Source organism: Oceanobacillus phoenicis, from assembly GCF_047238145.1.
In the GTDB taxonomy this organism is placed as follows: Bacteria; Bacillota; Bacilli; order Bacillales; family Amphibacillaceae; genus Oceanobacillus.
On sequence record NZ_JBDFME010000001.1, the window covers coordinates 916,725 to 928,853 of the forward strand.

At 34.2% G+C, this 12,129-nt stretch carries 11 protein-coding genes; 8 read left to right on the forward strand and 3 right to left on the reverse strand.

Annotated features, from left to right (window positions below; genetic code table 11):
• Positions 1 to 39 precede the first annotated feature (39 nt).
• The 7 genes from ABC346_RS04995 to mvk all read left to right on the forward strand — a co-directional run bounded on the left by ABC346_RS04995 (position 40) and on the right by mvk (position 6,767).
• On the forward strand, positions 40 to 630 hold the full coding sequence (locus ABC346_RS04995; protein ID WP_413233819.1) for a class D sortase: 591 nt from the start codon (positions 40 to 42) through the stop codon (positions 628 to 630).
• A gap of 635 nt (positions 631 to 1,265) precedes the next feature.
• Positions 1,266 to 1,643: a UbiA prenyltransferase family protein gene (locus ABC346_RS05000; protein WP_413233820.1), complete on the forward strand. Its 378-nt coding sequence runs from the start codon at positions 1,266 to 1,268 to the stop codon at positions 1,641 to 1,643.
• Positions 1,644 to 2,143: 500 nt separating this feature from the next.
• Positions 2,144 to 3,352 carry an acyl-CoA dehydrogenase family protein gene (locus ABC346_RS05005; RefSeq protein ID WP_413233821.1) on the forward strand — a complete coding sequence of 403 codons (1,209 nt, stop codon included), beginning with the start codon at positions 2,144 to 2,146 and terminating at the stop codon, positions 3,350 to 3,352.
• Between the two features lie 356 nt (positions 3,353 to 3,708).
• The gene (locus ABC346_RS05010) at positions 3,709 to 3,858 is read left to right on the forward strand and encodes a hypothetical protein (protein WP_413233822.1); all 150 of its coding nucleotides are present in this window, start codon (positions 3,709 to 3,711) and stop codon (positions 3,856 to 3,858) included.
• A 5-nt stretch (positions 3,859 to 3,863) separates the two neighbouring features.
• Positions 3,864 to 4,043 (forward strand): polyprenyl synthetase family protein, encoded by a 180-nt coding sequence (locus ABC346_RS05015; RefSeq protein WP_413233823.1) that lies wholly within the window; start codon positions 3,864 to 3,866, stop codon positions 4,041 to 4,043.
• 486 nt (positions 4,044 to 4,529) lie between these two features.
• Entirely contained in the window at positions 4,530 to 5,390 is an 861-nt protein-coding gene (locus ABC346_RS05020; protein ID WP_413233824.1) for a UbiA family prenyltransferase, read from the forward strand.
• 444 nt (positions 5,391 to 5,834) lie between these two features.
• Positions 5,835 to 6,767 (forward strand): mevalonate kinase, encoded by a 933-nt coding sequence (gene mvk / locus ABC346_RS05025; RefSeq protein WP_413233825.1) that lies wholly within the window; start codon positions 5,835 to 5,837, stop codon positions 6,765 to 6,767.
• Between the two features lie 135 nt (positions 6,768 to 6,902).
• On the opposite strand, the gene ABC346_RS05030 is transcribed toward mvk, so the two are convergent.
• The 3 genes from ABC346_RS05030 to ABC346_RS05040 all read right to left on the reverse strand — a co-directional run bounded on the left by ABC346_RS05030 (position 6,903) and on the right by ABC346_RS05040 (position 11,750).
• Complete coding sequence (locus ABC346_RS05030; RefSeq protein ID WP_413233826.1) at positions 6,903 to 8,090, reverse strand: DUF4317 domain-containing protein; 1,188 nt, start codon at positions 8,088 to 8,090, stop codon at positions 6,903 to 6,905.
• Positions 8,091 to 8,353: 263 nt separating this feature from the next.
• Positions 8,354 to 11,440, reverse strand: a complete 3,087-nt coding sequence (locus ABC346_RS05035; protein WP_413233827.1) for a type 2 lanthipeptide synthetase LanM family protein — start codon at positions 11,438 to 11,440, stop codon at positions 8,354 to 8,356.
• 67 nt (positions 11,441 to 11,507) lie between these two features.
• Positions 11,508 to 11,750 (reverse strand): plantaricin C family lantibiotic, encoded by a 243-nt coding sequence (locus ABC346_RS05040; RefSeq protein ID WP_017798567.1) that lies wholly within the window; start codon positions 11,748 to 11,750, stop codon positions 11,508 to 11,510.
• Between the two features lie 155 nt (positions 11,751 to 11,905).
• Here ABC346_RS05040 and ABC346_RS05045 point away from each other — a divergent pair, with 155 nt between their 5' ends.
• The gene (locus tag ABC346_RS05045) at positions 11,906 to 12,127 is read left to right on the forward strand and encodes a class II lanthipeptide, LchA2/BrtA2 family (RefSeq protein ID WP_017798566.1); all 222 of its coding nucleotides are present in this window, start codon (positions 11,906 to 11,908) and stop codon (positions 12,125 to 12,127) included.
• Positions 12,128 to 12,129 lie beyond the last annotated feature (2 nt).

Here is a 12,129-nt window from a genome sequence, read left to right on the forward strand (position 1 = left end):
ATGCACAAAGATAAACTATAACGCAGAAAAGGTGATTAGATGCGACGTATAGGGAATTGGTTGTTGTTAGTAGGAATAATTTGTATTTTTATATATGGTTATCAAATAAGTTCTTTAGAACAAAAACAGGATACTGCTCTAGTTGAAGCTACTCAGAAAATTGAACACGAAGATAAACCAAAGAAAGTGATGGAAGCTGACAGTTCTTCCCCTCATGATAACTTCTTCGTGAACGCAGGGGAGGCATTTGCGACATTAGAAATCCCTAAATTAGATAAGGAACTTCCGGTAGTGGGTGGTACTGATCCGGATTCACTTGATAGAGGTGTTGGGCATTTATCGAATTCTGTTTTTCCTGGGCAAGGGGAGCAAATTTTATTGTCCGGACATCGAGATACTATTTTCCGTGACTTTGGTGAATTGGAATTAGGAGATCAATTTGTTGTAAATATGCCCTACGGAACCTTTAACTATGAAATAAGAGAAACAGAGATTGTGCCTGAAGATGATACTTCGGTTATTAGGGATATGGGAGAAGAGGTATTGGTTGTAACTACGTGTTATCCTTTTCACTATATTGGTGGTGCACCTGAAAGATTTGTTGCGTATGCATATCCTATAACAGATTAAAATTATGTGTTAAAAAGAGATAAAAATTGGAATTTGAATCATCTTTTTTCTGACTCATCAGAAAACCTAATCTTAAGAGGACAGGATTTATTTGATCGTTAAGATTATTATTAGGGAATAGAGAGTTTGACAGAACGAGCCTGTTGTTAACATTATGGTGAAATTTTACAACAATAATTCTGGCTAAAAAGGATACTGGGGGTAACAAAGATCTATTTAATTTAGAAAGCAAAATAACCAATTCAAAGGCAATTTTATTTGGAAAAGATATGGATCTTCTTATATTTCCTCTAGGGGTCCTGAATATTTAATTCTATCTAGTTCACTTTCATATGAGATTTATGGTAACCGAGAAGCAGTTCTGTTATTACGAGCACTTTTAATATAAAACATTATGAAATTGATTCAGCTGCATCTGTATAAATAGAAACCTTTTCTAAATAAGAATTTTGAACGAGGAGTTAACAATGATGAGTGCTATATGGTATGAGATTTATCTTAGTTGAAGAGTTGTAAAATCTAATTTTGTCCCAAGTGTACTTGCTGGTGCATGTTTTAGTATTGCAGCTTGGAGTGTGTCAAGCGAGCCGGTGCTGACCTTGCCTCTCATAATATTAGTAGGGACAATCCATGGGTTGATCACAGCATATTCTTTTGATCTCATGAATCAATTAACTGGTGTAGAAGAAGATAAAATAAACAAACCCCATCGTCCAATTCCGAGTGGATTATGTACCCCAAAACAAATAGAAAGACGAATACCTTATGTATGGTTAATCCATCTTTTTCTTATCTATATTATAGGAGGAATGCTATGGTTAACCATTTGGATTATTTATTCAGTAGTATGTAATTTCTGGGTCGGGGATCAAAAATGGTATATAAAAACTCTATGTGCAAATGTTAGCACTTTAGTAGTTACTATCCCTTTATGGATTTTTATAAATGGGGATATAGGGCCAATGGCAATCACATGGTTTACTGTTTTTTTTAATATATTAGTTTACCTGTAGTATTCTTCAAGATCTTCGTGATATAGAAGGAGATTTACTAAATGGAAGACGCACATTACCGATGATACTTGGTGATACTTAAGCCGAAAATACTCTGCTATTGCTCTAACATTTCAGCCTCTCTTATTTATTGTACCTATTTATATTTGGGGGGGAACTTTCAGTCAAAAGTAATATTGGAATAATGATATTTACGATTAGCTCTTGGTATCTTGTGTGGCGTGTTCTCTATCTTCGTACTAAGGATGCAGACGATAGGACGTATAAGTTATACACCGCACTTTCTGTTTTACTAATGATGGGTCCCCTTTTTCTTTAGGCTTTTAGTTATAACATCAACTAGAATTATCGTGTGCTCTCAGCAGGTATATCAAGATAATTGTGGTTTTAGGACATAGCATTGGGATTCAGCTAAATGAATTGTTAACTATAAATAATTTGTAAAGAGAAACTATGGTTTTTATTGAATGGGATTAGGGTTTTATCAAAGGAGGATTGCTATGGTAAATAAATTAATGGCAGTTGGTTCCACATATTATGAAGGGTTACTAGAAAAAGCTGAGGCTATGATACCAAAACTACGGACGAGAATTAATGAAACAGAGAATTTAAGAAGTATTCCCCAATCCACTATGAACGAATTAACAGATGCTGGGCTCCTAAAATTGCTAACACCTAAAAAGTATGGAGGTTATCAACTGAATTTTCGACAGTATCTTGATATTGTATCACAGATTGGTAAGGGTTGCGGTTCTACTGCCTGGGTAGTGGCTTCAATAAACTTTGCAAAATGGATTGTTTCTGTAAGTTTTACTGAGGAAGTTCATGATGTAGTTTTTAAAGAAGATGCAATTGCTAATGTTTGTGGTGTATTTGAAGCGAGAAAAAGTAAGGTAGAGAAAGTTGAAGGGGGTTATCTTATTAAAGAAGGCATGTGGGGATTTGCATCTGGTTCAAATCATTCAGATTACTTCTTTTTAGGTTTCCCCCTAGTCGATGATAATGGAGAAGTTCTAGGTTCTGTTGCTGCACTTATTCCTTGTAAGGATGTTAATGTCTTAGACGATTGGCATACAATGAGCATGCGAGGAACGGGAAGTAATAGCCTTACAGTAGAAAATGTATTTGTACCGGAAAAATGGACAGTATCTTTATCGAAAGCTATTGTTGGGGATTATCCGTCAGTACATTTACAGGATCAAGACCTATATAAATCAGCCTTAATTCCAGTAGCTGCACTTGCTATAATAGCTCCAGGAATAGGCCTTAGTGCAACAGCAAAGGAAATCTTCTTAGAAAAATTACCAAACAGAAGAATCCAATATACATTCCATACCAAACAGGCAGAAGCAGGAGTGACACATTTACAATTAGCAGAGTCTGTTATGAAAATGGAAACAGCTAGTTTATTAGCATATCGTGTAGCAGATGAAATTGATAACTGGGCAGCATCTGGAGAATATATGCCATTTGATAGTCGTGTACAAGCACGTGTAGACTGTAGTTACGCTAATAGATTGAACAGTGAAGCAGTCGATCTTCTTTTTTCAATTGCTGGAGGGAGTGCAATTTCAGATTCAAACTTACTATCCAAAATCTTGAAAGATGCAAAAACTTCTCTACAACATGGATTGATTACACCAACAACAGGCCTTGAATTGTATGGAAGAAACTTAGCAGAGCAAGAACCGAACACATTTTTAATATGAAATTTTATTGCAAAATAAACAGTGCAAACTTATTTAGAGAGTACACAGTAAGGAAAAATATATTTATGGATGCAATAGAATTTCATAATGCGGTGGGACATTTTACATTAATAGTGACGGTGATTACCATTCTAATGTGTAAAAAGAGATCACGCGTTTAAAGAAGGAATTACAAGAGTCACAGGATGCGTTAGACATTTATACAAGCCATGGGCATACTGAGCAATTAATTGAATCCATTTATAAAACTACTCATCAAGTAACCAAGAAACGCGGGGTTTCTGTTAACTTTATGCTGAAAACTTAAGTCCACTGATGACTTTTAATGTGAATTCGGAAATGAGGCATAAAGGAATATGAAAAGAATTGGTATTGGAAAAAGTTACGGCAAAGTGATATTAATGGGGGAATATGCAGCAGTATTTGGATACCCTTCTATTGCTGTCCCAACCCCGAATCAACATTTGCAGGTGCTTACCTCGGTGGAGCTTCAGAAAAGCAAATAAATAACTTGGATGATTTTTCATATTATTTAGGATTAATCTTTCAAATACAGGACGACATTTTAGATATTACTGGGGATGCTTCGAAAATCGGGAAGCCTGTCGGAAGTGATGAACAAAATGAGAAAAGTACCTATCCAAAACTTCTCGGTTGGAAGGAGCTAAAAAACAAAAGGATCTTTATGTAGATAAAGCCCTAAACAGCTTACGTTTAGCTGATGCAGAAACCTCAATATTAATTGACTTTACGAAGTATGTCAGTGAGCGCGACCGTTAAGGCGAGTTACTAGATCTATTAAATTTGAAGGCGGGGAAATATTCAGCTTGCTATTACAGTAATATTTACATTGGATATTGATATAACACCAGTAATAGATGCGTTTACTTCAAGAGAGGCAAAAGTTACTGGGTTAACGTTAGGAGCACTTATTCTTTTCGATCTAGAATTGACGATGTAGAACACTATTCATCCGGATATTGTCGATATTATAAATTATTAAATCAACAATGATAAACAATGCACAAAGATAAACTATAACGCAGAAGGATTAGATGCGACGTATAGGGAATTGGTTGTTTTGTTTGTATTGTATTACACAAACGCTATTGAACGGTACCTAAATTATAAATATAAAACTTTTCTAAATAGAATTACGAACGAGGTGTTTACAATGATGAGTGCTATATGGTTTGAAACATATCTTAGTTGGAGAGTTGTTAGATCTAATTTTGTCCCAAGTGTAATGGCTGGTGCATGTTTCAGTATAGCTGCTTGGAGTGTGTCAAGCGAACCAGTGTCGGCCTTACCTCTCCTAATATTAGTAGGAATAATCCATGGTTTGCTCACAGCATATTCTTTTGACCTTATAAATCAATTAGTTGGTGTAGAGGAAGATAAGGTAAATAAACCACATCGTCCAATTCCAAGTGGGTTATGTACCCCAAAACAAATAAAAAGACGAATACCTTATGTATGGTTAATCCATCTTTTCCTTATCTATATTATAGGAGGAATGGTATGGCTTACCATTTGGATTATTTATTCATTAGTATATCATTTTTGGGGTGGAGATCAAAAATGGTATATAAAAACACTACTTGCAAATGTTAGCACTTTAGTAGTTACTGTCCCTTTATGGATTTTTATAAACGGTGATATAGGTCCAATGGCATTAACGTGGTTTACTGTTTTTTTTATATATTGGTTTACCTGTAGTATTCTTCAAGATCTTCGGGATATAGAAGGGGATAAATTAAATGCAAGACGTACATTACCAATGATACTTGGGGATACTTTAAGCCGGAAATTATCTGCTATTGCTTTAACATTTCAGCCTCTCTTATTTATTGTACCTCTTTATATTTGGGGGGAGCTTTCAGTCAAAAGTAGTATTGGAATAATGCTATTTACGATTAGCTCTTGGTATCTTGTATGGCGTATTCTTCATCTCCGTACTAAGGATGAAGACGATATGACGTATAAGTTATACACCGCACTTTCTGTTTTACTAATGATGGGTCCTATTTTTCTTTAATCCAAGGGATTGATCTGGTTTACGGTAAGAAATTAACTTCTCTTACTGAAGGGGAACATAGTGTTACTGCACACTTTGATGATGGAACAGAGTAAAGTGGAAGCTTACTCATTGGGGCTGTTGGAACAAATTCAAAAACGAGAAAAACAACCTTTCCGCACTATCATTTAAAATATGATAACACATGGGATTTATATGGAGTTGCTTCACTTAATAAGCTAAATGAAGCAAGAGAATTCTTTAGTCAAGATGCAATTTTATTCTTTCTAAAAGAAAATTTCGGAATGGGGTTGGCACGCAGTCAGGAAGCGGCTGTTCGTGGACAGTATGAATGGGGATTAAGGACAGGTCGATATTAATAAAAAATCGTCCATATACTTAATAGATTTTTTATTTTAATTAGCACTTATATTTTTCATCAACAAGAAGACTGGGAGGTTTACAATGGGAATATCAGGAGTAGGAACTTCTACAGGAAAAATTATTTTAATGGGGGAACACTCAGCAGTGTATGGAGAACCTTCATTAGTTATGCCATTTCCACTTGTGAATTGTACGGTGGAGATTAAAAAGAATAATAGAGATACAAACTGGATAGAATGTGCTAATTTCAAAGGAGCTATTGCAGATCTACCAACTCAATTCGTCAGTACTGCATATTTGATTCATTTATTAATTAATAAATTTGGATTGTTTCATTGTATAGATATAATTATACGTAGTGATATACCCTTAGAAAGAGGTATGGGATCAAGTGCGGGCGTGGGAACTGCAATAACAAGGGCTTTTTATGATTATATGAATATACCGCTTAATCAAGAAACGTTATTAAACTATGTGAATCAATCAGAAAAAATAGCACATGGAAATCCAAGCGGTATGGATGCATTTGCGACGAGTAGCAATCAATTAGTATGTTTTGAAAATAGGAAGTTTTCCACTTACCTTCCATTGAAGATGGACAGCATTCTAATTGTTGCTGAAAGTGGAATTAAAGGAAATACGCATACTGCAATTAAGAAAGTGAAATACTTGGTTGACCATGATAAGCGCTCAACGGAAGAAAAGATTAAACAATTAGGTAATTTTACTAGATATGCAAAAGATTCTTTAATAAATAAAGATCCTATAAATCTTGGCCATTATTTTAATAGAGCGCATTCCCTCTTAAAAGAATTAACCATAAGCCTTCCTTTTATCGATGATATAATTGACACGGCGTTAAGCTCTGGGGCGTTGGGAGCTAAATTGACTGGTGGTGGCTTGGGAGGAAGTATCATTGCCCTAGCTAAATCTAAGAGCGATGCGGAGAAAATAGGTAATCAGTTACTAGAAAAAGGTGTGCGGAAGGTATGGCAGCAACCACTGGATTTGTAAAACGCATTTGAGAAAGAGCTAAAATCTAAAACTATTAGTGACATTTTATTCCTTACACTCTTAAATCTTGCTTAACCGCCTTATAACTGGTTTGAGGCGGTTAAGTTTATATTAAATAATCCTTTATAGTGTCGTCTATTCTTCCTCTTCAACTTTGTTAAATATGATTTCCGGAATCATTTCAAAGCCTTCGATCATCGTGTTTTCTTCCACTTCGATCATCAGGCAAAGTTTGCCGTCAAGATGCATTTGACGAACATAGCGCAGGTCCTGAGGACACACAGAAATATCCGCTACTTTTGTTTTGATTTTTATCGATTTAGAAGTATACTTCGGAACGATACTGGTTGCTTTCAGTTCATATTTTTCATCGTCAATCACCTTTTTAAAAGCTGATTCCACTTTTTCCGGGTCGACATCCTGGACACCGCTACTTGTTAGAACCTTTTCCACATCTCGATAGTCTAGTTTCGGCGCATCGGGCTCTTCATTCTCTTCCACAACTCGGTGGATTTCATCGTATACATTGGCAAGTGTCGATGTATTTATCTGGTCTCCGGCCACATCTTTCACAATTTCCTCAAATACAATCTTGTCGTCTTCGGCTGTCATGGCTTCATCTGCATTCAATACTTCCTCAATGAAATGATAATCGAGCTCATATGGCTTGCTTGCAGAGTATAGGACACGATTTACGTTTGCAGCACTATCCGTAAAGCTTGGGAATAGAAATCCGCCGACGGGTGCTTTCAAATTGATGACAGGGTCTACGACAAAGTGATATTTGAATTCCTTCTCCACATAGTCAAACAATAACTCTTTCTTAGGGTCGAGCGTCTTGTTGATACTGCATAAAATAAATGGATTGGAATAGACCATATCCCGGCTGCTTTCTTCGGTTTCCGCATTGCTTCGCTTGGAAGGCTTTAAATATTCGCCATGTATAAATGTAACGACAATGTCCATTTCATATTGTTTATCTTTCAGCATTTTTTCTACGAGCTGGAGCATCTGCGCTTTCCATTCTTCCGTATCATTGGTTAGCAATCCTTGATGAAGGATTAGCTGGCTGCTGTCTTCTACATCCTGCTGAAATTTTAGTTCGAATAACTTCTGATCTAGCTGGCCAGTCAGTACTTTTTTGAAATTCGTTAAGAAAAGTTCTTGCTGTTCCTGTTCAAGCATTTCAAACGGCGTGCTTTGATGGTGATAAATTTCACTAGATTCTTTCATTATATAAACATTAAAAATATCTTTAATCTTTAATAGATCATTATTAATCTTAAATTGCTTCTTGATGTCTGCTATATCTTTTTTATTCAAAATGGATTCTCCCTTAATTCATTATCTAAGCCATGAATAAATTAACTCCCATCCACTTATTTTAACATAAAAAGAGGGGGTGATGGATAATTCAACCTTAATAGAAAGCTCTGTTAAACGTCTTAATTTTGGGAGATATTTTATAGTTAAGGCGATTTCTATAACTTAAAAGGAATATTTGAAAAGCGTTCCAATAAAAATTAAGATCCATGAGAGTATGTTTATACTTCCACGGACCTTGCGTGAATACTAATGAAAAAATATTATTGAGGAGGCTCTAATTCAAGAATACTTGGCAATCTATTATCATGCTGTTTCAGCATGGAGTATCCAATTCCAGCTATCCCAATCATAAAACCAACAGCTTCAACTCCACGAGATACACCTTTCTCAAAAGGATTTTGATGAAAGTATGCCTCTTGAACTTTTAATTGTTCTACTAAGAAATCCTGAACATTTTTCTCTTTAAAGGTTTGAAGTATATTTATATTTCCTGCATCTCCATGGCATTGACATCTTGTGTGACCAAATCCATTTTCAAGAGTCGATTCAATACCAAATTTTATACTGTTTGTTATATGTTCATTATCAATTCCATACTGTCTTAACCTATTTCTCGCCATAATTATACCAGGAGCACCATGACACCAATTAAAAGGTATATTATCTTTCTCAAATGATGCAAACCAATTTTTAGATGTTGGTTCATACAGGCTATCTTCAAATTCCAAAATTTTGTAAATGGTGTCTTCAATGGATGTATTATTAATATAGTAATTATATTTTGCTAGGGCTGTAGCTACACCACTGGAACCGTGCGCAAACCCTGTATAAAAACGGTTTGTTTGCGAATCTTTCCACCCTATACCATTTTTTAAGGTGATTTTAGAATCCATAATGAATTGAATGGATACTTCAGCTTCTTTTAAAAACAAATCGTCCTTTAAATTTTCGTACAAAGAGAGAAGTACCATTGCTATTCCAGCGTGACCATCTAGTATATCTACACTTTTTATATTTTTTCTACCACTTCTTAATAAAGGTAACATTCTATAGATTTCATTTATCCATTCTTTCTTATTTTGGTTCTTAGCTGCGTGCTGTAGAAAATACATGTATCCAGCTAATCCTGTGAAAGCACCGCACTCAAATCCTGTTGTTAACTTAATTTTTTCCATATGTGTAATACTTTTTTTTATAGTATTTACAATCTCCATGGTAACTTTGGAAAATATATCTCTGTTGTCGTATTTATCTAAATAACTGGTGAAAATACCTATACCTGATAATCCGTTATAAAAGTCAAGATTAACAGGGGAAACACTCCAAGATACCTGGTTAGTTCCTTGAATAAGCGTACTTATCCATGTGACATCATTCTCGTCCCCTTTAATTCTTTTATCATATAAATGTTCTCCCGCTTTTTTAGCTAAAGCTAAAGGATTAGGTGTTTTTCTATTTATATTATTTATGTTCATCTCCGATATTAGTCTTTCTTCTTTATGATGCTCTGCATTGTGACTTGCAAGTAATGACATTCTAATTATATTATTTTGTTGCTTTAAGTCCTCTTCTGAAAATAAATTTAAAGTTTTTATAGCTCTTTCATATGCGGATTCATTATAATAATTTTTAATGTGCAGCCCTTGGCTTGACTTTAGATCTTTAAGAGCAGGAACAGAAAAGAAATAAGGAATATCTGTATTAATTAACTGCTTTATTTCAGATGTTATTACTTCTTTATTTAAATTGGTTGCATTACTACTGATTAATCTTGTTAGAAGCAATTCTCTATCAACGGAGTCTCGTAAAAAATCTGGGTGAAAGCTTTTATGAAGAGCAGATGCATAATACGTTGTCGGTTTTAATATAGAACGAGTTTCAACGTGTTTAAATTCATTTAACAAATTAATGAACGAATTTTTATTTTGTTGAATGATTTTATAAGTCATATTAAATCCTTGTAAAATTGTATCTAGATAATCAAGTTGAGTAGTTTCAAATTCATTTAAGTTAGGCGCATTATTATCCTTTGGTAGCTCCATTAATTCTCTTTTAATTAACGCATCATCTCTTAATGGGTTTTTTATTACACGCACATTAACTTTTGCATTCGAGTTTTCACCTCTCATACCTGAAAGGTCCATAACTTCTTGCTTGTCATTTCCAAAATATATGTCAAAAGGTAGCAACCCTGTAGACTGTACCGAACGACTAATGAAATACATTGCTTTACTATGTGCAGTTTTACTTTCTTCAACTGACAAGTTTTTATTATGCATAAGCGTTTCTAAATCAACTAACATTGGATAAATACCATGTGCAATTATATTCTCACTATGAAAATCGACTGCTCCTAGACTATACAATAAGCAAAGCACGCCACCTAGATTATAATAATAATTATTAACATCTTCTGCGTTACTACATGGTAGGTATTCAATATATTCCGACCAACCGTAACTTTTCATATTCATAATTTCTTGTGTCCTCAAGCTTAATGACGGGCAGGAAGCGTTTATCCATTCTATGAGATTTTGATATTTTTCATCAATGCTATGGGACCTGGGCTTGTACATTAATTTTTTTCCGTCTTTGAATGTAACTGAAGCATTAAAATTACCGTTATTGTGAGGGTCTCCTAGTCCGATGTTAATTTCTTGAATCTGATCATAATCATTTGAATATATAAATTGATCTTTTTTTAATCTAGTATTAAACAATGTCACTGAATTTATCCAATCAATAGTTCTTTGACAAAGCATTCGCAATAATACAGGATATTCCTCAAATAATTGTTCTAAGTATAATGGAGATGTTAAAAGTTCGTTGTTATAGTATGTATATCTTTCTTCAGATGTATTACCAATAAGTTGCCCTTGTTCTTTAGAGACATTTAATTCAAGTACTAAAGTCTGGTAAGCTACTTCTAATAGAATTTTCTTTAGATAATTTATGGATGTGTTACGTACTATATCGTTAAATGGTTGATCTTTATTCTCTAAGTATTCTAATGCTATACTGACAAATTTACATAATAAAGAATCGAATTGAACAGATTCATTTCTATATGAAAATGTATTGTAATCGTATGTATGACAAGCTAGCTTTTTATAAATGGTCAACCAATTGTTGTCAAAGAAGGATTGCTTTGTTTGAACAGTAGGTGCTAGTGAAGAATTAATTAAAGTAGACAAATTATCTGAAGTAAGAAAGCTTTTTGTTCTTTCAAGAAATTGTTGTTCCCCCTCGTGTAATTCTACTAAATAGTTTAATTTCTTTTTATATAATTTATGATTTTCTTTATTTTCTTCTAGTATACGCTCATCATAATAGGCAGATTTATTCATCCTGTTCCCCTCCTTTAATTAAATCCACTGATAAAAGCCAAAGTGACTTTTATCAGTGGTCAAAAATTTAGCCAACATTACAATTAACTTGACATTCTTTGGTAATGGTACAGAACCACCCTTGATTCCCACCTAATCTACTTAACCAACATAAGTCTATTGGTAAAGTAATATCTTGTGTTTCTGCGGAGCCCCCTGAAAGCTTGTACATTTCCTCATCACTAATCTCGCTAAAGATATCCCCTGAAGGATGAGAAGTATGCACATCTCTAGCTAACGGATCTTTCCACGCCTTTACTTTTTCTTTCATTTGAACCACTCCCTGTTATATTATTTAGAAAATTACAATTAGTATAGTACATATAATTTACAATTTTGTCAATAATTTCATTATATTAAAAAATTTGACAATTATAGAATATTATGACATATTGTATTTGAATAATTTAGAAGGGAGGTTTATCGATGGACATAATTAAGAACTCATCAAAAAGAATTGAGATTAATACATCATTTGAAAATCATCCAGCAGGGGAAATTTCGGAAGAGGAATTATTAGCAATCTCTGGTGGACAAGTTGAGCAAAACTCTCTGTCTCCGCTTACTCCTTCAAGTGGATCTTGTGTTGCAATTTCTTTAGCATTCTGCCCAACATCAGCATGTACAAGTGATTGTACGGAGTGGTAAAA

Bases quoted from the DNA above. Each gene is read 5' to 3' on its own strand.
- ABC346_RS05035 (WP_413233827.1), bottom strand. From the start codon at position 11,440: ATGAATAAATCTGCCTATTATGATGAGCGTATACTAGAAGAAAATAAA.
- ABC346_RS04995 (WP_413233819.1), top strand. From the start codon at position 40: ATGCGACGTATAGGGAATTGGTTGTTGTTAGTAGGAATAATTTGTATT.
- mvk (WP_413233825.1), top strand. From the start codon at position 5,835: ATGGGAATATCAGGAGTAGGAACTTCTACAGGAAAAATTATTTTAATG.
- ABC346_RS05010 (WP_413233822.1), top strand. From the start codon at position 3,709: ATGAAAAGAATTGGTATTGGAAAAAGTTACGGCAAAGTGATATTAATG.
- ABC346_RS05020 (WP_413233824.1), top strand. From the start codon at position 4,530: ATGAGTGCTATATGGTTTGAAACATATCTTAGTTGGAGAGTTGTTAGA.
- ABC346_RS05005 (WP_413233821.1), top strand. From the start codon at position 2,144: ATGGTAAATAAATTAATGGCAGTTGGTTCCACATATTATGAAGGGTTA.
- ABC346_RS05040 (WP_017798567.1), bottom strand. From the start codon at position 11,750: ATGAAAGAAAAAGTAAAGGCGTGGAAAGATCCGTTAGCTAGAGATGTG.
- ABC346_RS05045 (WP_017798566.1), top strand. From the start codon at position 11,906: ATGGACATAATTAAGAACTCATCAAAAAGAATTGAGATTAATACATCA.